The following is a 25,679-nucleotide window of genomic DNA, read 5'->3' as shown; positions in this document are numbered from 1 at the left end:
CGGTGGATCAAGGTGCGTCCGCGGAGTTGGGGACGTCGTGAGTCAGAGGAGAGATCTAGATGGGGTTCGGCCAAGACTCTGCGATTGAGGGCCGGGACGGCGACGGGCAGCGGCATACGCGATGGGTGCAAGCCATCACTGCGGTGGCCGGATTGATCGGAGCGCTTGCGGCTCTCGTGACGGCAGTGCGCGGTTGAATCGAGCACCCATCGACGAGTGGCGGCGAGGGGCGCGTGGACGAGATGTGGACGGCGAGACTTCCAGCGGTCGGTGCAGAGCGCAAAGCCCCTGGTTAGGAGGCCCTTCCCCAGGTGGCCGCTGAGAGACTGTAAATCTGCCGGCTCAGCCTTCCCAGGTTCGAATCCTGGCGCCGCCACACTTGGGAAAGACCCCTCCGAACTGCGGAAACGCAGGGCGGAGGGGTCTTCTTTTTATTCGAACGCTGATCTTCGACGAGTGGTCGAAATGCGTTACTTGTCTCACCTCGTCTCAGGTGAATCCCAGGTCTGATCAGCGCGTGCCCCCCAGGCGTCCCCCGGGGGACTGGGTCTAGAGCGTGCCTCCGTAGACGTCGATGTCGATGTCGATGTCGATGTCGATGTCGATGTCGATGTCGAGGGAGTGCTCCTTGAGGAACGCGCCCGCATGGGCCGCCGCTTCTTCCGCGGTCCCGTGGCGCGCCCCATCGGCGACCGTGCCGGATGGCCCGTCGGCCCCCCTGCCTGTCCAACTCCAGTCGCCGGCAGGCGCCTGCGTCAGCTCGGCAGTCCCTCCGAAGAGTGCCAGCCTGCGTTCGCCCGGTGCCGTGGGCGCCGGGCGACTGACGGCGTCGGGCCACTTCTTGCGGGCGCCCTGCCGGGTGATGCCCCAGACGGCTCCCAACTGCTCGTAACTTGCGCCGTAGGAGCCGGCAGTTGCTGCCGCCTGCCCAGTCAGCCTCCTGACCTCGGCATCCATTACCTTCCAGGCGGCCAGGACGGACAGTGTCACTTCGACGGGATCCGCTTCCCACATACGGTCCTCGGGCAGTCCGGTCTCACGGACCGGATGGCCGAGGCCAGGGGAGTCAAGGCAGGTGGCTTCGTCGTGTCTGGGGGGTGATCTTTTGGATGGGGTCAAAATTCGGTGATCCGTGTCACATTGCCCCGAGATGTAGGGATCCCTACAGCCCGCCCGCACGCCCTTGTGTGACGGGTGGGACGCCCATAAGGTGAGCCGGCTTGTGGCGGCAAGAAGAGGCGGGGCGGCATGCGCGTTGGGCTGGTGACCATGCCCTGGCACGCGATCGACCTGCCCTCCCTCCAGGTGGGCCTGCTGCACCAGCTGCTGCGGGAGGTCCGCCCGGACGACGAGGTGCGCGAGTTCCACGGCTCGCTGCGCTGGGCGGAGCTGCTTCTCGAGCGCACAGGTGGTCGCCTGAGCCCCAGCGACTACGAGGCGATCGGCAGCGACTCGATCTTCCACGGGATCGGCGACTGGGTGTTCTCCGGAGTCCTCTACGACGACGAGGACTGGGGCGCCGCACAGCTGCGGTCCTACGCGCGCGAGCGCGGTGTTCCCGCCGACATCCTGGACACCGCCTTCGAGATGCGCCGCCACGCCGCCGCGTACATCGAGCGCTGCGCGACCGAGGTGCTGGTGCACGAGCCCGACGTCGTCGGTTTCACGAGCACGTTCATGCAGAACGTGGCGTCCCTCGCCCTCGCCAGGGAGCTCAAGCGCCGTCGCCCGAAGGTGACCGTCGTCTTCGGTGGCAGCAACTGCGAAGGCCCCATGGGCCACGCCCTGCACCGCAATCACCCCTACGTCGACCATGTCGTGCGCGGCGAAGGGGAGTACGCCTTCCCGGCCCTCCTCGCCCACCTGGACGCGGGCACGCCGCCCGACGACGTTCCGGGCCTCTGCTGGTGGGACGGCGGCGTATCCCGGGCCAACACCGAACCCCACCGCACCGTGGCTCCGGCCCACATACCGTCGCCCGATTACGACCAGTGGCAGGCGGACATCGAGGCGTCGACGGTCCTCGAATACGTGTACCCCAAGCTGGTCGTCGAGGGCGCCCGCGGCTGCTGGTGGGGCGAGAAACACCACTGCACCTTCTGTGGCCTCAACGGCAGCACCATGGCGTTTCGCGCCAAGCCCGGCGAGCGGCTGTGGAGCGAGATCGAACGCCTCGTGCGTCGCCACCGCATCCTCGACATCGTCACCGTCGACAACATCATCGACATGGCGTACTTCAAGGACTTCCTGCCGCTCGCCGCTGACAGCGGCTGGGACCTGCGGATCCACTACGAAGTGAAGTCCAACCTCAACCGGGAGCAGATCGGCCAACTCGGCGCCGCGGGAGTCGTGCTGATCCAGCCGGGCATCGAAAGTCTCAGCAACCGTGTCCTCGACCTGATGGACAAGGGCGTCACCGGCGCCCGCAACATCCGCACGCTGCGCGAGTTCGACAACCACGAGATCACCTGCACCTGGAACTACCTCTACGGGTTCCCCGGCGAGACCGTGCGGGACTACGCGCGCGTGCTCGACCAGATGCCCGCCCTCGTGCACCTCCAGCCGCCGAGCGGCGCCTTCCGCATCCAACTGGAGCGCTTCAGCCCGCACTTCACCGACCCCTCCCTGGGCTTCGGCAAGCGGCGCCCCGCCGACATGTACCAGCATGTGTACGAGCTCCCGGAGTCCGAACTCGCCGACCTGGTCTACCTGTTCGATACCGAGGACGCAGGAATCGGCGGCGACACGGAGGATCGGCTGCTGCGAGCCGTGGCGCAATGGCGTGCGCGGCACGCCACGTCGACCCTCGTCATGGAGCAGGCGGGCGAGGACGAGAACACGCTCCTCGTGCGTGACCGCCGCGAGGGCTGGCCGCGCCGCACCTACTGGTTCAACGGCTGGGAGGCGGCCGCTCTGCGCCTCCTGGAGGAGGGCGCCGGTGAATCCGCCCTGCAGCGCAAACTCGCCGCCTCAGGCCACGACGTACCGGCCGAAGAGCTGGGGGAGTGGGTCGCGCAGGCCGTCACGTTCGGCCTCCTCTTCCGCGATACCGGCACCTACGTGTCGCTGCCCACCCGCGCCGCGCCGATCCGCATCGAGAACGAACCCTCCGGCCCCACCGCCCCGACGGCCTCCGGATGACCGCGCTCCCCGCCCTCGTCCCGCACCGCGTCATCGGCACCCGCGTCCGCGTGACCGAGCCGCTGCCCCTGCACGGTGACGGCCGCGCCACCACTCGGGCGGTCCAGTTCCTGCGCGAGTGCCAGGCCACGGGGCTGAGCACCCACTGGGAGACGGCCGCCGTCCCGGGTTATACGTATGACCTTCGCACCCTGCACCACCTCCCACCTCCGGCCCAACAGGCCGATGAAACAAGCGAGTTGACGACCTGGCGCGCCGAGCACGCCTACGGGATGCTCTACCACCGTCGAGGCCCGGGGTTTGTCACGGTCATGGACCGACGGGAGCGCCCCGCTTCGGCGCGGTTCACGCTCGACCACCCCGACCTGCTCACCGCTTTCCATACGCTGAGCGACGCGACACGGCTCGACACGCTCGCCCCCGCCCACCAAGAGGCGGCCGTTCACCTGGCGGAGGAAGGGCTCACGTTGATCGTGGACGGGTGGGCGGTGGCGCTGCCGCCACGCATGCGCCGGTGGCCTGTGCCGTGCATGGGGATCTGACGCCGCGTCGCACTACAAGGAACCCCCTCACGGACCTTCCTGAGGGGGTTTCACCGTGTGTCCGCGGCGATCACGACGCAGACTGAACCCATGCCGACCACATCCCGTCGCCGACACTGCCCCGAATGCCGCCGCGAGATCGCGGTCGTGGCGGGCCGCTTCGCCCGCCACGACCCTCCCGGCACCCGCGCCGCGGGAGAGCTGGTCTCCTGCCCCGGTTCACGCCGTCCCGCCCAGCTCGGCGCCCTCCAGGACGCGCTCGACGGGTACGTGGTCCCGCACGTGCCGGGCCAGATGCCGCTGTTCTGAAAGCGGCTGTTCTGAAAGCTGCCGTTCTGGGGCGTGTGCGCGGCCCGGCCGCACGCCCGCACGCGTACGCGACTCACCCGCGTACGTACGCGCCTCAGTTGCCCGCGACCGACTTCACCGCCACCGTGACCGGCGTGGAGCCGGAGATCAGCTCCAGCGTCAGCCCCGCCGTGGCGGGCGTGTCCACCAGCTCCGCGAGGACGGCCGCCACGTCGTCGCGCGGCACCGGCCCGCGCCCGGTCGAGGCCTCCAGGCGGACGAGCCCGGACCCCGCGTCGTTCGTCAGCTGACCGGGCCGCAGGATCGTCCAGTCGAGGCCGGTACGGCGCCGTACGTCGTCGTCGGCCGCGCCCTTGGCCCGCAGGTACACATCGAAGATGTCGTCGCCCTGGTGCGCGGCGTCCGCAGCCATCGCCGACACCACGACGTAGCGGCGCACCTTGGCCCGCTCAGCGGCATCCGCGAACAGCACGGCGGCGTCCCGGTCCACGGTGTCCTTGCGGCCGGCGCTGCTGCCCGGACCCGCGCCCGCCGCGAAAACGGCCGCGTCCGCACCCTGCAGATGCGCCGCGACCTCCTCCACGGACGCCGACTCCAGGTCGCACAGGACCGGTTCCGCGCCGGCGTCCCGCAGGGCGTCACCCTGCTCGTGCCTGCGGATGATGCCCGCCACTTCGTTCCCGCGCGCAGCGAGCAACCGCTCGAGCCGCAGCGCGATCTGACCATGACCCCCAGCGATGACAATGCGCATGTCTTCGACGGTACGCCCGAGACGGACGGTTCACCGTGCAACCATGCGTGCCCGGCCCCCGTACGAGTGTTCAAGCGGGGCCCCCACCGCCGTACTTGGCCGCCCGTCCCTGCCTCGGCAGATCGAGGGCGACCGCGGCGGCCGAGTCGCAGTACTCCCGTACCGCGCTGGTCCGCGCAACGACGCGCCCCCGGTGCACGACGACCCGGCTGTACGCGAGGGAGAGCGCCCCCGCGAGCCGGTCGCCCCGCACCGCGAGCAGCTCCGCGGGAAACCCCGCCTCTACGCGCACCTCCGGCAGGCCGAGCGCGGCCCTGGCCGTCGAACTCACCGCTTCGTAGGCGTCCTCCGGGCGCATCCCGTAGCGCGATGCCAACAAGTAGGCGGCCTCCAGCGGGTCACCGCGCCCCACAGGGTTGGACACGTCGCGCAGCGCCCCGCTGCCCGCCGCGATCGGCACCCCGGCCGCCCGCAGCAGCCGCACCGGCGCGACGGCCCGGTCGTCCACCCCCGCGCACCCTCCCTGCGGCAGGCACGTCACCGTCACCCCGGCGGCCGCGAGCCGGTCCGCGGCGGGCCGTGCCGCTTGCTCGGGCAGCCGGGAGAGCCCGCCCAGCGGTCCGATGGTGACGCCCGTGCGCAGCCCGCCGACCGCCGCCGCGAGCCGTCCGAGCCGCGCCGGGTCGGCGCCGTCCGTGTGGAGGTCGACCGGGCACCCGTGTTCGGCGGCGACTTCAAGCACCGCTTCTACGTAGCCCGTTGGATCGGGGTCGACGTCGGGGCAACCGCCTACTACGGAGGCGCCCATTTTGACGGCGTCCCGCAGCATGGCGAGCCCGTCGGCTCCCGCGAGCCCGGTCAGCAGCCGGGGCATCGCCACCGTTCGCAGATCCGCGAGCCCCATCAGCGAACGCCGCGCCTGGAGCACCGCCTCCATCGAACCGAGCCCCTCCATGTCGCCGATCCGTACATGGGAGCGCAGGGCGGTGGCCCCGTGGCCGAGCTGCAGCAGGGTGCTCTCGGTGGCCCGGCGCTGGACGTCATCGGGGTCGTACGGGACGGGGCCCTCGCAGTCGGCCGAAAGGGCCGTGTCCGCGTGCGCGTGCGGCTCGACGGGGGCAGGGAGCAGCAGGCAGCCGGTGAGGTCCAGGCGCGAGCCGTGCGCGGTGAGGCTCCCGGCCGTGCCGACCGCCTCGATGCGCCCGCCGGCGAGTCGCACGTCCACGGTCCTGCCGTCGGTGAGCCGGGCGCCGCTCAGCAGCAGTCCGGAGCCCTCGGGCACGTCGGGTGACGGTGGCTGCTGTGAGGGGCTGTGGGGCATCGCGCTCCTGAGGGCTCGGCGGGGACGCGTATCGCGCGTAACAAGATCACGCAGGGTGGGTCGAGCCTAGGACGGCGACAGGAGCGCTTCGAGGACCGCCGAAATAGTCGTACTGGTGGGGTCCGAGGGGCTCATGTGTCAGTCGCGGGAAGGCGGCATCGTTCCCGGCGGGTGGGGGCGTGAAACGGATTTGGGCGATCGGCGCGCGACCGTGTAATGTCTTCATCGCTCGCCCCAATAGCTCAGTCGGTAGAGCGTCTCCATGGTAAGGAGAAGGTCTGCGGTTCGATTCCGCATTGGGGCTCTGGTGCAGACGGCGTTCGCGTCGATTGCATCGCAGCGGTGTAGCTCAGTCGGTAGAGCAAGCGGCTCATAATCGCTGTGTCACCGGTTCAAGTCCGGTCACCGCTACTGACAGTAGCCGATTGTGGGGTCGGTCCTTCGATCGGTTACTCTCCTATGTGTTAAACCTTTGTCCCATCCGTTCGTCAAGGAGTGCACTCACGTGGCTGCCACCGACGTCCGCCCGAAGATCACGCTGGCCTGCGTGGAGTGCAAGGAGCGGAACTACATCACCAAGAAGAACCGGCGTAACAACCCGGACCGTCTTGAGATGAAGAAGCACTGCCCGCGTTGCAACGCGCACACCGCGCACCGCGAGACGCGATAAATCAGGCTCGTACACGAGGCCGTCCCCACTGCGGGGGCGGCCTCGTGTCGTTTCGTAGATCAGGCAGATCGAGAACACATCCAGGAGGTGCCGAGCCCATGGCGCTCGACCAGTCCTTCGTGGGGCGGACCTATCCGCCCACCACCTCGTACGAGGTCGGCCGGGAGAAGATCCGCGAGTTCGCGGAGGCGGTGGGGGACCCGAACCCCGCGTATGTCGACCGTGCCGCCGCCGAGGAGCTCGGTCACCCCGATGTGATCGCCCCGCCGACCTTTGTGTTCGCGATCACTTTCAAGGCCGCGGGTGAGGTCATCCACGACCCGGAGCTGGGGCTCGACTACAGCCGCGTCGTGCACGGGGACCAGAAGTTCGCCTACACGCGCCCGGTGTGCGCTGGCGACAAGCTGACCGTGACCTCGACCATCGAGGGCATCAAGTCGCTCGCGGGCAACGACATCATCGACGTGCGGGGCGAGGTGCACGACGAGGCGGGCGAGCACGTCGTGACCGCCTGGACCAAGCTCGTCTCGCGCGCCGCTGAGGAGGCCTGATCGCCATGGCGACGACCATCAAGTACGCCGATGTCGAGGTCGGCACCGAGCTGCCCGCACAGTCGTTTCCTGTGACGCGTGCCACGCTCGTCCAGTACGCGGGTGCCTCCGGCGACTTCAATCCGATCCACTGGAACGAGAAGTTCGCGGTCGAGGTCGGCCTGCCGGACGTGATCGCGCACGGCATGTTCACGATGGCCGAGGCGATCCGTGTCGTCACCGACTGGGCCGGCGATCCGGCCGCCGTCGTCGAGTACGGCGTCCGCTTCACCAAGCCGGTCCTTGTGCCGAACGACGACAAGGGCGCCGAGATCGAGGTCAGCGCCAAGGTCGCGGCCAAGCTCGACGACGACCGCGTACGGGTCGACCTGATCGCCATGAGCGCGGGGCAGAAGGTGCTCGGGATGTCGCGGGCGGTCGTTCAGCTGGTCTGATCGCTGCTTACGTAGCTGCGTGTAAGGGGCGTTCTCCATGGGGAGGCGCCCCTTACGCATGCGCGCTCGCGGGAGGCTCGCGGAAGGAACGACGTAGCTGCGGAAGGATTGACGTAGATAGTGATTGGCCACTAACTTGGCCGCATGGTCAGGATGAGTGCGGAGGAGCGGCGCGAGAGCGTCATCCGTGCGGCGATCACCGAGTTCGCCCGCGGTGGATACAACGGCACGTCCACCGAGGCGATCGCCAAGCGCGTGGGTGTCTCGCAGCCGTATCTCTTCAGGCTCTTCCCGAGCAAGCAGGCCATGTTCCTCGCGGCCGCCCAGCGCTGCTGCCAGGACACCACCAAGGTCTTCCAGCGGGCGTCCGAGGGCGTCGTGGGGGAGGGTGCGGTGAAGTGCATGGGGGATGCGTACCAGGCGCTGATCGCCGAGGATCCCGAGAAGCTGCTCATGCAGATGCAGATCTACGTCGCGGTGGCCGCGGCCGAAGCGGCGGGGGACCGGGAGTTCGGGGAGTCGCTGCGGGCCTCCTGGATGGAGATGTACGACGTGGCCAACCTGGCGACGGGGGCGGACGCCGGTGAGACGACGCGCTTCCTCGCCTACGGGATGCTGATCAACGTTCTGGTGTCCATGGGCTTCGAGCCGGACCATCGGGTCTGGACCGGCTTCCACGAGGCGACGCAGTCCCCGGTCGTCGAGAAGGGCGTCGAGAAGGGCGTCGAGAAGGGGTGAGCCCGCGTGGCACGGAGGTTTTTTTGTACCCATGAAAGTTAGTTATCAATAACTAATCGAGCGATCACCGTCGAGCGATCACTGGGGGAGCAATGGCACGGACAGCAGCACCAGCACCAGCACAGCGCGGAGGAGCCCTCTGGGCCCTCGTCATCACCAGCGTCGCCGGATTCATGGCGGCCCTCGACAACCTCGTCGTCACCACCGCCCTGCCGTCCATCCGGCAGGATCTCGGCGGCGCGCTCGACGACCTGGAGTGGACGGTCAGCGCCTACACGCTCACCTTCGCCGTCCTACTGATGTTCGGCGCGGCGCTGGGGGACCGCTTCGGGCGCAGGCGGCTCTTCCTGGTCGGGCTCACGGTCTTCACCGTGGCCTCCGCCGCCGCGGCCATGGCACCCGGTATCGACTCGCTCATCGCGGCCCGTGCCGTGCAGGGCGCCGGCGCCGCGATCATGATGCCGCTCACCCTGACCCTGCTCACCGCGGCCGTCCCGGTGGCCAAGCGCGGCTTGGCGTACGGGATCTGGGGCGCGGTCAACGGGCTCGCGGTCGCCTCGGGCCCGCTCATCGGCGGGAGCCTCACCGAGCACATCTCCTGGCACTGGATCTTCTGGCTGAACGTTCCGCTGGGCCTCGCCCTGCTGCCGCTCGCACGGCTGCGCCTGAAGGAGTCGTACGGCTCCGGCGCCCGGCTCGACATCACGGGCACCCTGCTCGCCAGCGGCGGCCTGTTCGGCATCGTGTACGGCCTGGTGCGCGCGCCCGTCGTGGGGTGGGCCGACACCCTCGTGCTGACCGGCCTGTTCGCGGGGACGGCGCTGCTGGCCGGGTTTGTGCACCACGGGATCCGCAACGAGCACTCCATGCTGCCCATGCGGCTCTTCCGCTCCCGCGCCTTCGCCGGGATCAACGCGGCGAGCCTGCTGATGTTCCTCGGGATGTTCGGCTCGATCTTCCTGCTCAGTCAGTTCCTCCAGGGCGTGCTCGGCTACTCGCCGACCGAGGCGGGCCTCAGGATGCTGCCCTGGACCGGCATGCCGATGCTCGTCGCGCCGATCGCCGGGATCCTCTCGGACCGCATCGGCGGCCGGCCCGTCGTCGCGGCGGGGCTGTTCCTCCAGGCCGTCGGGCTCGGCTGGTTCGCCACCGTGGTCTCCGCCGACGTCTCGTACGCCGCTCAGCTGCCGGCCCTGATCGTCAGCGGCGTCGGCATGGCCCTCTACTTCGCCCCGGCCGCCAACCTGGTCATGTCCAGCGTCCTGCCGCAGGAGCAGGGCATCGCCTCCGGCGCCAACAACGCGCTGCGCGAGGTCGGTGGTGCGCTCGGCATCGCGGTCATGTCGTCGGTCTTCTCGGCACAGGGCGGCTACGACTCCGCACAGCACTTCGTGAACGGGATCGAGCCCGCGCTGTGGGTGGGCGCCGGGATGGTGGCCGTGGCCGGTGTCGCCGCCCTGTTCATCCCACGCGTGGGGCGCGCCACTCCCGTCGCGCGGGACGCCGAGCCCGCCCCCGCCCTGGAAAACGCCTGATCACCGCGGACCCATCCGGGAGGAACGCCATGCCGACCCTGCCCTGGACCACCCCGAACACCCCACCCGCGCGCGTGGAGGCCCATGTCTTCGCCTCCCGCTTCGAGACCCGCACGCTGTGGGGCGCCCTGAAGTTCTTTGCCCGTACGCCCGTCATCTGGCGACAGGTGGGACGGGCACCGGGCGCCTACGGAGCGACGCTGAAGGCGGCGCCCCTGCGGCGCACCTTCTGGACCCTGTCCGTGTGGGAGTCGCCCAAGGCCCTGCGGGACTTCTCGGTCACCGCGCCGCACGCGGGGATCTCCGCGAGCCTGCGGGGACAGATGAAGGACTCGACCTTCCTCACCTGGAAGGCGTCGACCGACGAGTTGCCGCTCCACTGGAAGGACGTCCTGTCGCGCTTCCAGTGAGCCCGGCCACGGCAGTGGCGGCCCCGTCCGAGCGGCGGGGCCGTTCTCGTACTCTTGAGCGCGTGCAGGAACTCCACGACGCCCCCCTCGCCCCCCTGACCACCTTCCGGCTCGGCGGGCCCGCCACCCGGCTGCTCACCGCGACCACCGACGCCGAGGTGGTCGACGCGGTGCGCGAGGCCGACGCCGCCGGCACACCGCTGCTGATCATCGGCGGCGGCAGCAACCTCGTCATCGGCGACAAGGGCTTCGCGGGTACCGCCCTGCGCATCGCCACCAAGGGCTTCGAACTCGACGGTACGAGGCTGGAACTGGCGGCCGGTGAGGTCTGGACCGACGCGGTAGAGCGCACCGTCGAAGCCGGCCTCGCGGGCGTCGAGTGCCTCGCCGGGATCCCCGGCTCCGCGGGCGCGACGCCGATCCAGAACGTGGGGGCGTACGGCCAGGAGGTCTCCTCCACGATCACCGAGGTGGTCGCGTACGACCGCACGACCGGCGAGACCGTCACCATCCCGAACGCCGACTGCGCCTTCTCGTACCGGCACAGCCGCTTCAAGGCCGAACCCGACCGCTACGTAGTGCTGCGCGTGCGGTTCGAGCTGGAGGACGCGGGCGGCCTCAGCGCGCCCCTGAAGTACCCGGAGACCGCGCGCACCCTCGGTGTCGAGGCGGGCGAGCGCGTGTCCGCCGCCCTGGCGCGCGAGACCGTCCTGAAGCTGCGCGGCGGCAAGGGCATGGTGCTCGACCCGGAGGACCACGACACTTGGTCGGCGGGCTCGTTCTTCACCAACCCGATCCTCACGGACGCGGAGTTCGCGGCATTCCACACGCGCGTGGTCGAGCGTCTGGGGGCGGACGGGAAGGCCCCCGCGTTCCCCGCGGGGGAGGGCCTCACCAAGACCTCGGCGGCCTGGCTCATCGACAAGGCGGGCTTCACGAAGGGCTACGGGACCGGCCCCGCCCGCATCTCCACCAAGCACACGCTCGCCCTGACCAACCGCGGCGAGGCCACCACGGAGGACCTGCTCGCGCTCGCCCGCGAGGTCGTCGCCGGGGTCAGGGACGTCTTCGGCGTGACGCTCGTCAACGAGCCGGTGACGGTCGGCGTTCAGCTCTGAGGGGCCGGTAGGTCTCAGTAGGCGACCCCGACCCCCTGCTTCACCGTCGCCGGGTCGTCCACCATCGCCAGCATCGCGTGCGCCACGTCCGCGCGGCCGGCGAAGCGACCCGCGCGCGGGAAGCCGCCGACGACCGTGCGGTACGAGCCGGTGACCGGCTTGTCCTGGAGGCGGGGCGGCCGCACCGAGGTCCAGTCGGTGGCGCTGCTCGCCAACTCGGCCTCCATGGCGGCCAGATCGACGTAGATGCCCTTGAGGACCGCGCCGACGACCTTGAGCATCAGCCGGTCGGCGAGCGAGGAGTCCGCGGGCTGCCGGCCCACCGGCGCCGCGCTGACCACCACCAGCCTGCGCACGCCCTCCGCCTCCATTGCCTTCAGGACCGACCGTGTGAGCTCGGTGGCGATGCCCGCGTCCGCGCGCCTGCGGGCACCCAGGCCGGACAGGACGGCGTCCCGGCCCGCGACCGCCGGACGCAGCGACTCGGGGTCCTTCAGGTCGCCGCGGACCACCTCCAGGCGCTCACCGGCCACCGTGAGCCTCGCGGGGTCGCGGACCACCGCCGTGACCTCGTGTCCGCCCGCCAGGGCCTGCCTGACGAGCTCCTGGCCGACCCCGCCCGTCGCACCGAAAACCGTGAGCTTCATGGCGTACCTCCAGGTGTGCGTCGCATGGTGGGTGAGTACTCACTCACCCCGCTTCACCTTTAGAGTGAGTGAGTACTCACCCCGCGTCAAGCTTGGTTGGAGCCTGCATGGACCAGAAGCCGGCCCGTGTCCGCATCGTCGAGGCGGCCCACGAACTCATGCTGAGCATCGGGCTCGCCCGTACGACCACCAAGGAGATCGCCAAGGCGGCCGGCTGCTCCGAAGCGGCGCTCTACAAGTACTTCGCCAACAAGGAGGAGCTCTTCGTGACGGTGCTGGGCGAGCGCCTCCCGAAGCTGGGTTCCCTGCTCGGCCGACTCCTTGCGGAGGGCGCGGGAGACCCCGGGCGCACGGTCGAGCAGAACCTCACGGAGATCGCCCACGAAGCGGCGCTCTTCTACGAGCAGACGTTCCCGATGGCCGCGTCCCTGTACGCGGAGCCCAAGCTCAAGCGCCGCCACGAAGAGGTGATGCGGGAACTGGGCACAGGACCGCACAAGCCGATCCAGGGACTGGACGCCTACTTGCGGGCCGAACAGGAGTCCGGGCGCATCAGCGCCGAATCCGATACGTATGCGGCCGCCTCGCTCCTTCTCGGCGCTTGCTCACAGCGTGCCTTCGCCTACGAGATGTCCCCGGACGGCAGACCGCCCCAGCCGGTGGACGAGTTCGCGGTCCGTATCGCGCGCACCCTGCTGGCCGGGATCGCCTGAGCCGACCGGTCGGCCCGGTTCAGACCGCGAGCCACTCGTCCACACCGCTGAGAAGCTTCTCCCTGATGTCCTCGGGGGCCGCGGAGCCGCGCACCGACTGCCGTGCCAGTTCGGCCAGTTCGGCGTCGGAGAAGCCGTGGTGGCGGCGTGCGATGTCGTACTGGGCGGCGAGGCGCGAGCCGAACAGCAGGGGGTCGTCGGCGCCCAGCGCCATCGGCACCCCGGCCTCGTACAGCGTGCGCAGCGGCACGTCCTCGGGCTTCTCGTAGACGCCGAGGGCGACGTTCGAGGCCGGGCACACCTCGCAGGTCACGCCCCTGTCCGCGAGGCGCCGCAGCAGCCGCGGGTCCTCGGCTGCCCGCACGCCATGGCCGATCCGCGTGGCATCCAGGTCGTCGAGGCAGTCGCGCACGGACGAGGGCCCGGTCAGCTCGCCCCCGTGCGGCGCGGAAAGCAGCCCGCCCTCGCGCGCGATGTGGAAGGCACGGTCGAAGTCCCGCGCCATGCCGCGCCGTTCGTCGTTGGAGAGCCCGAAACCGACGATGCCCCGGTCCGCGTACCGCACCGCGAGCCGCGCCAGCGTACGGGCGTCCAGCGGGTGCTTCATACGGTTCGCGGCGACCAGGACACGCATCCCGAGCCCGGTCTCCCGCGCGGCGCTGTCCACGGCGTCGAGGATGATCTCCAGTGCCGGGATCAGGCCGCCGAGACGCGGCGCGTACGACGTCGGATCGACCTGGATCTCCAGCCACCCGGACCCGTCCGCGATGTCCTCCTCCGCGGCCTCCCGCACCAGACGCTGAATGTCCTCGGGGGCCCGCAGGCAGGAACGCGCCGCATCGTAGAGCCGCTGGAAGCGGAACCAGCCGCGCTCGTCCGTGGCCCGCAGCTTCGGCGGCTCGGCCCCGGTCAGCGCCTCGGGGAGCCGCACTCCGTACTTGTCGGCGAGTTCCAGCAGGGTCGTGGGCCGCATCGACCCGGTGAAGTGCAGATGCAGGTGGGCCTTGGGCAACTGACGTACATCACGTCCTACACGCTCCATCCCAAGATCCTGCCGTACGGACCTGTCGTACCGGTAGCGCCTTTCCCCCTTCGGGGACCCGTCCGAACGAACAAGCGGGCCGCCTCCGTAGGGAGACGGCCCGCTTGCACACGCTTACGTAGAAGCTCAGTCGCGCGCCTCGGCAAGCAGCTTCTGGACGCGCGAGACGCCCTCGACGAGGTCCTCGTCACCCAGCGCGTACGAGAGCCGCAGGTAACCCGGCGTACCGAAGGCCTCGCCCGGCACCACCGCGACCTCGGCCTCCTCCAGGATGAGCGCGGCGAGCTCGACGGAGGTCTGCGGACGCTTGCCGCGGATCTCCTTGCCGAGCAGCCCCTTCACCGACGGGTACGCGTAGAAGGCACCCTCGGGCTCCGGGCAGACGAAGCCGTCGATCTCGTTGAGCATCCGCACGATCGTCTTACGACGCCGGTCGAAGGCCTCGCGCATCTTCTCCACGGCCGTCAGGTCGCCGGACACGGCGGCGAGCGCGGCCGCCTGTGCCACGTTGGAGACGTTCGAGGTGGCGTGCGACTGCAGGTTCGTCGCGGCCTTCACCACGTCCTTCGGGCCGACGATCCACCCGACGCGCCAGCCGGTCATCGCGTACGTCTTCGCCACGCCGTTGACGACGATGCACTTGTCGCGCAGCTCCGGAAGCAGCGCGGGCAGCGACGTGAACTTCGCGTCTCCGTAGACGAGGTGCTCGTAGATCTCGTCCGTCATCACCCACAGGCCGTGCTCCACGGCCCAGCGGCCGATGGCCTCCGCGTCGGCCTCGCTGTACACGGCGCCCGTCGGGTTCGACGGCGACACGAACAGCACGACCTTCGTGCGCTCGGTGCGCGCGGCCTCCAGCTGCTCCACGGAGACGCGGTAGCCGGTCGTCTCGTCGGCGACGACCTCCACCGGCACACCGCCCGCGAGGCGGATCGACTCCGGGTACGTGGTCCAGTACGGGGCCGGGACGATGACCTCGTCGCCCGGGTCGAGGATCGCGGCGAACGCCTCGTAGATGGCCTGCTTGCCGCCGTTCGTCACCAGGATCTGCGAGGCGTCGACCTCGTAGCCGGAGTCGCGCAGCGTCTTCGCGGCGATCGCGGCCTTCAGCTCGGGCAGACCGCCGGCCGGGGTGTAGCGGTGGAACTTCGGGTTCTTGCAGGCCTCGATGGCCGCCTCGACCACGTAGTCGGGCGTCGGGAAGTCGGGTTCACCGGCGCCGAAGCCGATCACCGGGCGCCCGGCGGCCTTGAGGGCCTTGGCCTTGGCGTCGACGGCGAGGGTCGCGGACTCGGAGATCGAGCCGACCCGGGCCGACACCCGACGCTCGGTGGGAGAGGAACCTGCGGACGGAGAAGGAGTTGCAGCGCTCATGGCCCCATCGTTCCAGACCGGAAACCCGCCCGGCACACGGGTTTCGAAGACCACGCGATCCACTCTTGATCCACTTGCGGATGTTGCTCGTTCGACGGAGGGCTCTGGAACACGTACACTCACTGCTCGTTGGCCTTCAACGGCCGCGCCTTCCAACCGCACTCCGTGCGTCCTGGCAGATGCGGTACGTTGGGGGAGACAAAGGGTCGTAGCTCAATTGGTAGAGCACTGGTCTCCAAAACCAGCGGTTGGGGGTTCAAGTCCCTCCGGCCCTGCTACACACTCCTTCGCCAGGATGTGTGCGCATGTACGTACTGCATTGCACCGCCGTGCGGCTCCACCGGGCGCGGCACGGCCACGACCCGGAATCAGGTGAGGACGAGTGACGGACGCCGTGGGCTCCATCGACAAGCCTGATGCCCAGGACGAAGCGCTGGAGTCCAAGAAGGCCCGCAAGGGCGGCAAGCGCGGCAAGAAGGGCCCCTTCGGCCGTCTCGCGCTCTTCTACCGTCAGATCGTTGCGGAACTCCGCAAGGTCGTCTGGCCGACTCGCAGTCAGCTCACGACGTACACCACAGTGGTGATTGTGTTCGTCGTCATCATGATCGGTCTTGTCACCGTGATTGACTATGGCTTCAACCACCTTGTCAAGTACGTATTCGGCTGAGCCGAAAGCGGAGGGCGCCGTGTCCGGCGCCCCTTTCGCGCGTTCCACCCCTATGTATCCAGGAAGAAGCAGCCACAGTGTCTGACCCGAACCTGAACGAGGCGATCGAGCCGGTCGAGTCCGCTGAGGACGAGCTCGACATCGTCGAGGCGGCGGACGCCGAGGACCCGGACCAGGCCGAGGCTGCCGACATCGCTGCCGGCGAGCCCGCCGAGGAAGCCGCGGTCGAGACCGTGGTGGACGCCGACGCCGACGCCGAGGCCGAGGAAGCCCAGGCGGAGGAAGTCCCGGCCGACGCCGACGTCGAGGCTGCGGCCGAGGAGGCCGTCGAGGCTGTCGAGGAGGAGCCGGTCGACCCGGTCACCGCGCTCCGCGACGAGCTGCGCGGCCTGCCCGGCGAGTGGTACGTGATCCACACCTACGCGGGCTACGAGAAGCGCGTGAAGGCGAACCTGGAGCAGCGCGCCGTCTCGCTCAACGTCGAGGACTTCATCTACCAGGCCGAGGTCCCCGAGGAAGAGATCGTCCAGATCAAGAACGGCGAGCGCAAGAACGTCCGGCAGAACAAGCTGCCCGGTTACGTTCTCGTCCGCATGGACCTGACGAACGAGTCCTGGGGCGTCGTCCGCAACACGCCCGGCGTCACCGGCTTCGTGGGCAACGCCTACGACCCGTACCCGCTGACCCTGGACGAGATCGTCAAGATGCTCGCCCCGGAGGCCGAGGAGAAGGCCGCCCGTGAGGCGGCCGAGTCCGAGGGCAAGCCCGCGCCGCAGCGCAAGGTCGAGGTCCAGGTCCTGGACTTCGAGGTCGGCGACTCGGTCACCGTCACCGACGGCCCGTTCGCGACGCTGCAGGCGACGATCAACGAGATCAACGCCGACTCGAAGAAGGTCAAGGGCCTCGTCGAGATCTTCGGCCGCGAGACCCCGGTCGAGCTGAGCTTCGACCAGATCCAGAAGAACTAGCCCTTCCGGCGCCTTCTGGGCACACGCTTCCGAACAGGTCAGGCGGGCTGAAAAGCCTGTCTGACCTGCTCGGTTTTTAGCCGCACACAGATACCCGTTATCGTTGTGCGGTATGCCTCCATCCGGATGATCTGGACGATCATCGATCAGGATGGTGGCTGAACACTCTCACTAAGACCCGGAGAGAGAGCACATGCCTCCCAAGAAGAAGAAGGTCACGGGGCTTATCAAGCTCCAGATCCAGGCCGGCGCCGCCAACCCGGCCCCGCCTGTCGGCCCCGCGCTGGGCCAGCACGGCGTGAACATCATGGAGTTCTGCAAGGCCTACAACGCCGCGACCGAGTCGCAGCGCGGTTGGGTCATCCCGGTGGAGATCACGGTCTACGAAGACCGTTCCTTCACCTTCATCACCAAGACCCCGCCGGCCGCGAAGATGATCCTCAAGGCCGCTGGTGTCGAGAAGGGCTCTGGCGAGCCGCACAAGACCAAGGTCGCCAAGATCACCGAGGCGCAGGTCCGCGAGATCGCCACCACCAAGATGCCCGACCTCAACGCCAATGACCTGGACGCCGCGTCCAAGATCATCGCCGGCACCGCCCGCTCCATGGGCGTCACGGTCGAGGGCTGACCTCCACCTCGTAGATCCATCCGTGGCAGGGCCTGCTCGGCCCGCACCACGACTCCTCTAGAACTCAGGAGAAGCAAGTGAGCAAGCGCAGCAAGTCTCTCCGCGCTGCGGACGCCAAGATCGACGGGGCCAAGCTCTACGCCCCGCTCGAGGCCGTCCGTCTCGCCAAGGAGACCTCCACGTCGAAGTTCGACGGCACCGTCGAGGTCGCCTTCCGCCTGGGCGTTGACCCTCGCAAGGCCGACCAGATGGTCCGTGGCACCGTGAACCTGCCGCACGGCACCGGTAAGACCGCCCGGGTCCTGGTCTTCGCGACCGGTGACCGTGCTGCGGCCGCGGAAGCCGCGGGCGCCGACATCGTCGGCTCCGACGAGCTCATCGCCGAGATCGCCAAGGGCGACCGCCTGAACGAGTTCGACGCCGTTGTCGCCACCCCGGACCTCATGGGCAAGGTCGGCCGCCTCGGCCGCGTGCTCGGTCCGCGTGGCCTCATGCCGAACCCGAAGACCGGCACCGTGACCCCGGACGTGGTCAAGGCCGTGAACGAGATCAAGGGCGGCAAGATCGAGTTCCGCGTCGACAAGCACGCGAACCTGCACTTCATCATCGGCAAGGTGTCCTTCGACGACGCCAAGCTGGTGGAGAACTACGGCGCGGCCCTGGACGAGATCCTTCGTCTGAAGCCCTCCGCCGCCAAGGGTCGCTACATCAAGCGTGCCGCCGTCAGCACCACGATGGGCCCCGGCATCCAGCTCGACTCCAACCGCACCCGCAACCTCCTCGTCGAGGAGGACCCGGCCGCGGTCTGAGCCCTCTAAGGCTCGCTGAAGTCGGCTACGGGCCCCGCACCTTTCGAGGTGCGGGGCCCGTTCCGCTTTTCCGGTCCGTACGGTGCCGTGGCTGCGCTAGCTTCGCGGTGACCGAGCGGTGACCGACTGGGGGAGTGGATGCTGCGGTACGCGCGCGTGGTGGCTCTGGCCGCCGTGGGCATCCTGCTGACCGCCTGCGGCGGGGCACAGGAGCACAAGGGCGGCGAAGCGCGCGAGGCGCTGCGCACGGCTCGGGAACAGGTCGCCGCGGCGGGCTCGGCGCGCGTCGACGCGACGATGGCCACCGGCAAGCGGCTCACCTCGCGCAGCACCGGCGCGCTCGGCTGGGCGGACGGCATCGAGGGCACCCTGACCGTACAGGTCACAGGCGGCGAACTGGCCGCCTCCACGCGCGCGTTGGGTGGCGACCCGTCCCGGACGCGCTTCCTTCCGGACGCCCAGTACACGCGCATGAGCGACCGGTTCGCCGAGCTCCAGGGCGGCCGGCACTGGATCCGTCGCCCGTACGACACCCGCAGCGACCTCACCCCGGCGGAGCCCCTCAAGGCCCTCATCGGGGCCGAGGACGTCCACAGGGTGGGGCGGGAGACCGTACGCGGCGCACCGGCCACCCACTACCGGGGGACCTCCGGCCGCCGGCACATCGACGTATGGCTCGACGCCCGGCATCTTCTGGTGCGGGGCACCCAGCACGTGGGCGATTTCAAGGTGACCGTCCACTACCGCGACTACGGAGCCCCGGCCGCGGCCGAACGCCCCGCCGCCCGCGACACCGTCGACTTCGCGGACGTCGCGGGCGCAGGATGAAGCTGTGGGCGGACTGTCAGAGCTGTCCGCTATCGTGCGGACAGATCAAGACGCACCAAGGGGTGGGATTCAAGATGACTGTTTCCGTACGACGTGTGGTCGGCGCCGCCGCTGCCACCGCGCTGCTGTGTTCGGCCGTCGCCGCCTGTGGAGGCGGGGACGACAAGGGGGAGAAGAATGCCTCCGGGACGGGGTCCCAGTCGGTCGCGCAGGCCGTCACGGCCGCGTACAAGAAGACCTCCGAGGCCAAGTCCGCCAAGGTCGACATGACCATGAAGATGCCGGCGGCGGCCCAGGGCGGCGGCGACATGAAGATGTCCGGCACCATGGGCTGGGACCCGACCGTCATGGATATGACGATGTCGGGCTCCGCGTTCTCGGCCGGCGGCCCGGACGCGCCCAAGAACATCCGCATGCTCATGCAGGACAACGTGATGTACATGGATATGGGCGCCAACGCCGCCAAGTCCATGGACGGCAAGCGCTGGATGAAGATGGACCTCGCCGCGATGGCGAAGAAGTCCGGCGATGAGAAAATGGCGAGCCAGATGACCGGCAGCCTGGACAGCATGAACCAGGACCCGGCCCAGCAGATCGCCGTTCTGCTGGACTCGCCGAACCTGAAGCACCTCGGCTCGGCCACGGTGGACGGCACCGAGACCGAGCACTACAAGGGCAAGCTGACGGTCGACGAGATGCTGGCGAAGAACGACTCGCTGAAGGTCCTCAGCAAGTCCGAGCGCGACCAGCTGCTCAAGAACGTCAAGAAGGCCGGTATCAAGAACTACGACACCGAGCTGTGGATCAACAAGGACGACCTGCCGGTCCGGCTCGACGTCACGATGGACAGCTCGCAGGGCGCCATCCAGATGTCGGAGAAGTTCTCCGACTACGGTGCCGCGGTGAAGACCTCCGTGCCGCCCGCGAGCCAGACCTTCGACATGATGCAGATGCTCAAGGAGCTCGGCGGGGCCTCCGGCGCCGGGAGCGGCACCGGTTCCTCCGGTCTTGACAGCGGCGTCTGAGCGGATTTGCTCGGCACGCTCTCTTTCACGTAACCTTCCACAGAAGCCAAAGACCGCTGGTCGTTGCCGTCCGCTCGCAAGAGAGTTCGGTGGCCGAAGGATCCGCTGAAATTGCGGACGACCCGCGCAGGTGACCGTGGAAGTACTCCCTCATGGATCCGTCTGTGATGGTCGAGTTCACGCCCCGTGCGCCTGCGCCGGGGCGTTTCGTATTCCTCAGTCTCCTTGCGAGCGGTCCTCATCACCCGGAAGGAGGCTGACGCTTTATGCCGACGCCCGACAAGGCTGCCGCGGTAGCCGAGCTCACGGACAAGTTCCGCAGCTCGAACGCCGCCGTGCTGACCGAGTACCGGGGTCTCACCGTGGCCCAGCTCAAGCAGCTGCGCCGTTCGCTCGGTGAGAACTCCGAGTACGCCGTGGTGAAGAACACGCTGACCAAGATCGCGGCCAACGAGGCCGGGATCAACGCGCTGGACGACCTGTTCAACGGTCCGACGGCAGTTGCCTTCGTCACCGGTGACCCGGTGGAGTCGGCGAAGGGTCTTCGTGACTTCGCCAAGGAGAACCCGAATCTCGTCATCAAGGGCGGTGTCCTTGACGGCAAGGTGCTGTCCGCCGACGAGATCAAGAAGCTTGCGGACCTCGAGTCCCGCGAGGTTCTGCTGTCCAAGCTGGCCGGTGCCTTCAAGGCGAAGCAGTCGCAGGCTGCCTCCGTCTTCAACGCGCTGCCGACGAAGCTCGTCCGCACCGTGGACGCGCTCCGTGCCAAGCAGGACGAGCAGGGCGGTGCCGAGTAACTCGGCTCGCTTTCTGATCCTCGCCGCCTGAGACGGCGGCAGGGATCGCAGCGGGCCTGAACGTCTACGGAGTAATGCCGCTAGGCATACGCCCGCCTCACCCAGTACACCCGGCACCTGCCGATTTAGTGGAAGGACCGCCATCATGGCGAAGCTCACCCAGGACGAGCTGCTTGCGCAGTTCGAGGAGATGACCCTCATCGAGCTCTCTGAGTTCGTGAAGGCCTTCGAGGACAAGTTCGACGTCGAGGCTGCCGCTGCCGCCCCGGTCGTCGTCGCCGGTGCCGCTGGTGGCGCCGCTGCCGAGGCCGTCGAGGAGCAGGACGAGTTCGACGTCGTCCTCACCGGCGCCGGCGAGAAGAAGATCCAGGTCATCAAGGTCGTGCGCGAGCTGACCTCCCTGGGCCTCAAGGAGGCCAAGGACCTCGTCGACGGCACCCCGAAGCCGGTCCTCGAGAAGGTCGCCAAGGACGCCGCCGCGAAGGCCAAGGAGCAGCTCGAGGCTGCCGGCGCTTCCGTCGAGGTCAAGTGACTTTGCGAGTCGACTGACTCTTCTTCGGTGAAACTGCTCCCCCGGGAGCTGTAACGCCGAGGTACCGAAGGGCGATCACCCAACTGGGTGGTCGCCCTTCGGCGTTGTCCGGATCGCAGGTCCAGGGTGCCTTGCACTGTCGGGCGTGCAGAGTATGGTGATCTTCGTTGTGCCTGGCGCCACCCCTGTTCGACCAAGAGGGGGCCTTGACGAACAGCACGCAGCGCGCAATTCTCAGGACGCGTCGTCACAACGATCCGGATCCGAGGCATGGATCGACGGCGAAGAGGGCAGTAAGGATGTGCGCTCAGCGCACAGGGAACGCCGCAGACGGTGAACGGATGAGAACAACGAGGGTCTCAAAAAACCCGCACTGGACATCAGTGGGCCTTCTGGCTACACTGTCCCTTTGCGCTGCCTGTTAGCTGCTCCCTGCCCGTCACCAGGGGCATGCCCTCGCCTCAGCACTGTGGATTGAACCGGCTCTGACCTGGCTAAATGCCAGATCAGGGGCTCTGTCCCGTTGTATGGCTTGGGACCGGTACGCGCGTAGTGAGTCCGAGCCCTCGGAAGGACCCCCTCTTGGCCGCCTCGCGCAACGCCTCGATCGCGAATACGAACAACGGCGCCAGCACCGCCCCGCTGCGCATCTCCTTTGCAAAGATCAAGGAGCCTCTCGAGGTTCCGAACCTGCTCGCACTTCAGACCGAGAGCTTCGACTGGCTTCTCGGCAACACCGCTTGGCAGAGTCGGGTCGAGGAGGCTCTGGAGTCGGGTCACGACGTCCCCACGAAGTCCGGTCTGGAGGAGATCTTCGAGGAGATCTCCCCGATCGAGGACTTCTCCGGGTCGATGTCCCTGACTTTCCGCGACCACCGCTTCGAGCCGCCGAAGAACTCGATCGACGAGTGCAAGGAGCGCGACTTCACGTACGCGGCCCCGCTCTTCGTCACCGCCGAGTTCACCAATAACGAGACCGGCGAGATCAAGTCCCAGACGGTCTTCATGGGCGACTTCCCGCTCATGACCAACAAGGGCACCTTCGTCATCAACGGCACCGAGCGTGTCGTTGTCTCCCAGCTGGTCCGCTCGCCGGGTGTCTACTTCGACTCCTCCATCGACAAGACGTCCGACAAGGACATCTTCTCCGCCAAGATCATCCCGTCCCGGGGTGCCTGGCTGGAGATGGAGATCGACAAGCGCGACATGGTCGGTGTGCGCATCGACCGCAAGCGCAAGCAGTCCGTCACCGTTCTCCTGAAGGCTCTCGGTTGGACGACCGAGCAGATCCTCGAGGAGTTCGGCCAGTACGAGTCGATGCGCGCCACCCTGGAGAAGGACCACACCCAGGGCCAGGACGACGCACTGCTCGACATCTACCGCAAGCTGCGTCCGGGCGAGCCGCCCACGCGTGAGGCCGCGCAGACGCTGCTCGAGAACCTCTACTTCAACCCGAAGCGCTACGACCTCGCGAAGGTCGGCCGCTACAAGGTGAACAAGAAGCTCGGTGCCGAGGAGCCGCTGAACGCCGGCGTGCTCACGACCGACGACATCATCGCCTCCATCAAGTACCTCGTGAAGCTTCACGCGGGCGAGACGGAGACGGTGGGCGAGTCGGGCCGGGAGATCGTCGTCGAGACCGACGACATCGACCACTTCGGCAACCGTCGTATCCGTAACGTCGGCGAGCTGATCCAGAACCAGGTCCGTACGGGTCTCGCCCGTATGGAGCGCGTCGTGCGTGAGCGCATGACGACCCAGGACGTCGAGGCGATCACGCCGCAGACCCTGATCAACATTCGCCCGGTCGTGGCGTCGATCAAGGAGTTCTTCGGTACCTCGCAGCTGTCCCAGTTCATGGACCAGAACAACCCGCTGTCGGGGCTGACGCACAAGCGTCGTCTGAACGCCCTCGGCCCGGGTGGTCTGTCCCGTGAGCGGGCGGGCTTCGAGGTCCGAGACGTGCACCCCTCGCACTACGGCCGCATGTGCCCGATCGAGACCCCTGAAGGTCCCAACATCGGTCTCATCGGCTCGCTCGCCTCGTACGGCCGGATCAACCCGTTCGGTTTCATCGAGACGCCGTACCGCAAGGTCATCGAGGGTGTCGTCGGCGATGACGTCGACTACCTGACGGCCGACGAGGAAGACCGCTTCGTGATCGCCCAGGCGAACGCGCCGCTGTCCGAGGACATGCGTTTCGCCGAGGCCCGCGTCCTGGTCCGCCGTCGTGGCGGTGAGGTCGACTACGTCCCCGGTGACGACGTCGACTACATGGACGTCTCGCCGCGCCAGATGGTGTCGGTCGCGACCGCGATGATCCCGTTCCTCGAGCACGACGACGCCAACCGTGCCCTCATGGGCGCGAACATGATGCGTCAGGCCGTGCCGCTCATCAAGTCCGAGGCGCCGCTCGTCGGCACCGGCATGGAGTACCGCTGCGCCACCGACGCGGGCGACGTGCTCAAGGCCGACAAGGACGGTGTGGTCCAGGAGGTCTCCGCGGACTACATCACCACCGCCAACGACGACGGCACGTACAGCACGTACCGCCTGCACAAGTTCTCCCGCTCGAACCAGGGCACTTCTGTCAACCAGAAGGTCGTCGTGGACGAGGGCGCGCGGATCATCACCGGCCAGGTCCTGGCCGACGGTCCCGCGACCGAAGAGGGCGAGATGGCCCTCGGTAAGAACCTGCTCGTGGCGTTCATGCCGTGGGAGGGTCACAACTACGAGGACGCGATCATCCTGTCGCAGCGCCTCGTGCAGGACGACGTCCTCTCCTCGATCCACATCGAGGAGCACGAGGTCGACGCCCGTGACACCAAGCTCGGCCCGGAGGAGATCACCCGGGACATCCCGAACGTCTCCGAGGAGGTCCTCGCCGACCTCGACGAGCGCGGCATCATCCGTATCGGTGCCGAGGTCGTCGCCGGCGACATCCTCGTCGGCAAGGTCACGCCCAAGGGTGAGACCGAGCTGACGCCGGAGGAGCGCCTGCTCCGCGCGATCTTCGGTGAGAAGGCGCGCGAGGTGCGCGACACCTCGCTGAAGGTGCCGCACGGTGAGATCGGCAAGGTCATCGGCGTCCGCGTCTTCGACCGTGAAGAGGGCGACGAGCTGCCGCCGGGCGTGAACCAGCTGGTTCGTGTCTACGTGGCGCAGAAGCGCAAGATCACCGATGGTGACAAGCTCGCCGGCCGTCACGGCAACAAGGGCGTCATCTCGAAGATCAACCCGATCGAGGACATGCCGTTCCTGGAGGACGGCACCCCGGTCGACATCATCCTCAACCCGCTGGGTGTGCCGTCCCGAATGAACCCGGGACAGGTTCTGGAGATCCACCTCGGCTGGCTCGCCAGCCAGGGCTGGGACGTCTCCGGCCTGAGCGACCAGTGGGCCCAGAGCCTGCAGTCGATCGGCGCCGACCAGGTCGAGCCGCGTACGAACGTCGCGACCCCGGTCTTCGACGGCGCGCGTGAGGACGAGCTCGCGGGTCTGCTGGAGAACGCCCGCCCGAACCGCGACGGCGACCGCATGGTCCTCCCGTCCGGCAAGGCGCACCTGTTCGACGGCCGCTCCGGCGAGCCGTTCCCGGAGCCGGTCTCGGTCGGCTACATGTACATCCTCAAGCTGCACCACCTGGTCGACGACAAGCTGCACGCTCGTTCGACCGGTCCGTACTCGATGATCACCCAGCAGCCGCTGGGCGGTAAGGCTCAGTTCGGTGGCCAGCGCTTCGGTGAGATGGAGGTGTGGGCGCTTGAGGCATACGGCGCCGCTTACGCCCTCCAGGAGCTGCTGACGATCAAGTCCGACGACGTCACCGGCCGCGTGAAGGTCTACGAGGCCATCGTCAAGGGCGAGAACATCCCCGAGCCCGGCATTCCCGAGTCCTTCAAGGTGCTCATCAAGGAAATGCAGTCCCTGTGCCTCAACGTGGAGGTGCTGTCCTCGGACGGCATGTCCATCGAGATGCGCGACACCGACGAGGACGTCTTCCGCGCAGCGGAGGAGCTCGGCATCGACCTGTCCCGGCGCGAGCCGAGCAGCGTCGAAGAGGTCTGACGGGAGTCCGGTAGGGGCCCGCACGCGGGCCCCTACCGACCCCTCGACCCCCGTTTCAGAC

26 protein-coding genes and 3 tRNA genes are annotated in these 25,679 nt (G+C 68.3%); 23 read left to right on the top strand and 6 right to left on the bottom strand.

Annotation, left to right across the window (positions count from 1 at the left end; genetic code table 11):
- Positions 1–549 precede the first annotated feature (549 nt).
- Positions 550–990: a hypothetical protein gene (locus tag ACFYWS_RS07305; RefSeq protein WP_389270633.1), complete on the bottom strand. Its 441-nt coding sequence runs from the start codon at positions 988–990 to the stop codon at positions 550–552.
- 258 nt (positions 991–1,248) lie between these two features.
- On the opposite strand from ACFYWS_RS07305, the gene ACFYWS_RS07300 reads away from it, so the two are divergent.
- From ACFYWS_RS07300 to ACFYWS_RS07290, 3 genes are all read left to right on the top strand, one after another.
- The gene (locus ACFYWS_RS07300) at positions 1,249–3,141 is read left to right on the top strand and encodes a RiPP maturation radical SAM C-methyltransferase (RefSeq protein ID WP_389270631.1); all 1,893 of its coding nucleotides are present in this window, start codon (positions 1,249–1,251) and stop codon (positions 3,139–3,141) included.
- Positions 3,138–3,683, top strand: coding sequence for a DUF5825 family protein (locus ACFYWS_RS07295; RefSeq protein ID WP_389270629.1), 546 nt, complete (start codon positions 3,138–3,140; stop codon positions 3,681–3,683). Before ACFYWS_RS07300 ends, ACFYWS_RS07295 begins: the two co-directional genes overlap by 4 nt.
- A gap of 90 nt (positions 3,684–3,773) precedes the next feature.
- Positions 3,774–3,992: a hypothetical protein gene (locus tag ACFYWS_RS07290; protein ID WP_389270626.1), complete on the top strand. Its 219-nt coding sequence runs from the start codon at positions 3,774–3,776 to the stop codon at positions 3,990–3,992.
- A 94-nt stretch (positions 3,993–4,086) separates the two neighbouring features.
- On the opposite strand, the gene ACFYWS_RS07285 is transcribed toward ACFYWS_RS07290, so the two are convergent.
- On the bottom strand, positions 4,087–4,743 hold the full coding sequence (locus tag ACFYWS_RS07285) for an SDR family oxidoreductase (RefSeq protein ID WP_389270623.1): 657 nt from the start codon (positions 4,741–4,743) through the stop codon (positions 4,087–4,089).
- Positions 4,744–4,813: 70 nt separating this feature from the next.
- Positions 4,814–6,064, bottom strand: a complete 1,251-nt coding sequence (locus ACFYWS_RS07280) for an amidohydrolase family protein (protein ID WP_389270620.1) — start codon at positions 6,062–6,064, stop codon at positions 4,814–4,816.
- Between the two features lie 231 nt (positions 6,065–6,295).
- On the opposite strand from ACFYWS_RS07280, the gene ACFYWS_RS07275 reads away from it, so the two are divergent.
- The 9 genes from ACFYWS_RS07275 (at position 6,296) to ACFYWS_RS07235 (ending at position 11,520) form a co-directional block, all read left to right on the top strand.
- Positions 6,296–6,368: transfer RNA gene (locus ACFYWS_RS07275), tRNA-Thr, on the top strand.
- A 34-nt stretch (positions 6,369–6,402) separates the two neighbouring features.
- A tRNA-Met gene (locus ACFYWS_RS07270) sits at positions 6,403–6,475 on the top strand.
- A 94-nt stretch (positions 6,476–6,569) separates the two neighbouring features.
- Positions 6,570–6,734, top strand: coding sequence for a 50S ribosomal protein L33 (gene rpmG / locus ACFYWS_RS07265; protein ID WP_003948671.1), 165 nt, complete (start codon positions 6,570–6,572; stop codon positions 6,732–6,734).
- Between the two features lie 98 nt (positions 6,735–6,832).
- Positions 6,833–7,285, top strand: coding sequence for a MaoC family dehydratase N-terminal domain-containing protein (locus ACFYWS_RS07260; RefSeq protein WP_389270617.1), 453 nt, complete (start codon positions 6,833–6,835; stop codon positions 7,283–7,285).
- Between the two features lie 5 nt (positions 7,286–7,290).
- Entirely contained in the window at positions 7,291–7,719 is a 429-nt protein-coding gene (locus tag ACFYWS_RS07255) for a MaoC family dehydratase (protein ID WP_389270614.1), read from the top strand.
- Positions 7,720–7,863: 144 nt separating this feature from the next.
- Positions 7,864–8,457 (top strand): TetR/AcrR family transcriptional regulator, encoded by a 594-nt coding sequence (locus tag ACFYWS_RS07250; RefSeq protein ID WP_389270611.1) that lies wholly within the window; start codon positions 7,864–7,866, stop codon positions 8,455–8,457.
- Between the two features lie 92 nt (positions 8,458–8,549).
- On the top strand, positions 8,550–9,992 hold the full coding sequence (locus tag ACFYWS_RS07245; RefSeq protein ID WP_389270608.1) for a DHA2 family efflux MFS transporter permease subunit: 1,443 nt from the start codon (positions 8,550–8,552) through the stop codon (positions 9,990–9,992).
- A 29-nt stretch (positions 9,993–10,021) separates the two neighbouring features.
- Positions 10,022–10,402, top strand: coding sequence for a DUF3291 domain-containing protein (locus tag ACFYWS_RS07240; protein WP_389270605.1), 381 nt, complete (start codon positions 10,022–10,024; stop codon positions 10,400–10,402).
- Between the two features lie 62 nt (positions 10,403–10,464).
- Positions 10,465–11,520, top strand: a complete 1,056-nt coding sequence (locus tag ACFYWS_RS07235) for a UDP-N-acetylmuramate dehydrogenase (protein ID WP_389270602.1) — start codon at positions 10,465–10,467, stop codon at positions 11,518–11,520.
- A gap of 14 nt (positions 11,521–11,534) precedes the next feature.
- Here ACFYWS_RS07235 and ACFYWS_RS07230 read toward each other — a convergent pair whose 3' ends face one another.
- Entirely contained in the window at positions 11,535–12,167 is a 633-nt protein-coding gene (locus tag ACFYWS_RS07230) for an NAD(P)-dependent oxidoreductase (RefSeq protein ID WP_389270599.1), read from the bottom strand.
- Between the two features lie 107 nt (positions 12,168–12,274).
- Between ACFYWS_RS07230 and ACFYWS_RS07225 the strand changes: the two genes are divergently transcribed.
- Positions 12,275–12,880 (top strand): TetR/AcrR family transcriptional regulator, encoded by a 606-nt coding sequence (locus tag ACFYWS_RS07225; RefSeq protein WP_389270596.1) that lies wholly within the window; start codon positions 12,275–12,277, stop codon positions 12,878–12,880.
- Between the two features lie 19 nt (positions 12,881–12,899).
- Here ACFYWS_RS07225 and ACFYWS_RS07220 read toward each other — a convergent pair whose 3' ends face one another.
- Complete coding sequence (locus ACFYWS_RS07220) at positions 12,900–13,922, bottom strand: adenosine deaminase (RefSeq protein WP_389270593.1); 1,023 nt, start codon at positions 13,920–13,922, stop codon at positions 12,900–12,902.
- Positions 13,923–14,048: 126 nt separating this feature from the next.
- Complete coding sequence (locus tag ACFYWS_RS07215; protein WP_389270590.1) at positions 14,049–15,296, bottom strand: pyridoxal phosphate-dependent aminotransferase; 1,248 nt, start codon at positions 15,294–15,296, stop codon at positions 14,049–14,051.
- A gap of 202 nt (positions 15,297–15,498) precedes the next feature.
- On the opposite strand from ACFYWS_RS07215, the gene ACFYWS_RS07210 reads away from it, so the two are divergent.
- The 10 genes from ACFYWS_RS07210 (at position 15,499) to rpoB (ending at position 25,618) form a co-directional block, all read left to right on the top strand.
- Positions 15,499–15,571 (top strand) — tRNA-Trp (locus ACFYWS_RS07210).
- 107 nt (positions 15,572–15,678) lie between these two features.
- On the top strand, positions 15,679–15,963 hold the full coding sequence (secE, locus tag ACFYWS_RS07205; RefSeq protein WP_389270587.1) for a preprotein translocase subunit SecE: 285 nt from the start codon (positions 15,679–15,681) through the stop codon (positions 15,961–15,963).
- A 77-nt stretch (positions 15,964–16,040) separates the two neighbouring features.
- Positions 16,041–16,931, top strand: a complete 891-nt coding sequence (nusG, locus tag ACFYWS_RS07200; RefSeq protein ID WP_389270585.1) for a transcription termination/antitermination protein NusG — start codon at positions 16,041–16,043, stop codon at positions 16,929–16,931.
- Between the two features lie 193 nt (positions 16,932–17,124).
- Positions 17,125–17,559, top strand: a complete 435-nt coding sequence (rplK, locus tag ACFYWS_RS07195; RefSeq protein WP_040252631.1) for a 50S ribosomal protein L11 — start codon at positions 17,125–17,127, stop codon at positions 17,557–17,559.
- Positions 17,560–17,636: 77 nt separating this feature from the next.
- Positions 17,637–18,368, top strand: coding sequence for a 50S ribosomal protein L1 (rplA, locus tag ACFYWS_RS07190; protein ID WP_389270582.1), 732 nt, complete (start codon positions 17,637–17,639; stop codon positions 18,366–18,368).
- Positions 18,369–18,506: 138 nt separating this feature from the next.
- Positions 18,507–19,196: a hypothetical protein gene (locus ACFYWS_RS07185; RefSeq protein ID WP_389270579.1), complete on the top strand. Its 690-nt coding sequence runs from the start codon at positions 18,507–18,509 to the stop codon at positions 19,194–19,196.
- 74 nt (positions 19,197–19,270) lie between these two features.
- Positions 19,271–20,221, top strand: a complete 951-nt coding sequence (locus ACFYWS_RS07180) for a hypothetical protein (RefSeq protein ID WP_389270576.1) — start codon at positions 19,271–19,273, stop codon at positions 20,219–20,221.
- A gap of 266 nt (positions 20,222–20,487) precedes the next feature.
- Complete coding sequence (rplJ, locus tag ACFYWS_RS07175) at positions 20,488–21,018, top strand: 50S ribosomal protein L10 (protein ID WP_389270573.1); 531 nt, start codon at positions 20,488–20,490, stop codon at positions 21,016–21,018.
- A gap of 145 nt (positions 21,019–21,163) precedes the next feature.
- Entirely contained in the window at positions 21,164–21,550 is a 387-nt protein-coding gene (gene rplL / locus ACFYWS_RS07170) for a 50S ribosomal protein L7/L12 (protein ID WP_389270570.1), read from the top strand.
- 582 nt (positions 21,551–22,132) lie between these two features.
- Complete coding sequence (rpoB, locus tag ACFYWS_RS07165) at positions 22,133–25,618, top strand: DNA-directed RNA polymerase subunit beta (protein WP_389270567.1); 3,486 nt, start codon at positions 22,133–22,135, stop codon at positions 25,616–25,618.
- The last annotated feature ends 61 nt before the right edge of the window (positions 25,619–25,679 follow it).

Origin of the sequence: Streptomyces sp. NPDC002795, from assembly GCF_042888725.1 — a bacterium.
Taxonomy (GTDB): Bacteria; Actinomycetota; Actinomycetes; order Streptomycetales; family Streptomycetaceae; genus Streptomyces.
The sequence above is the reverse complement of the archived record's forward strand: the minus strand, read 5'-3'. Positions and strand labels throughout refer to the sequence as shown.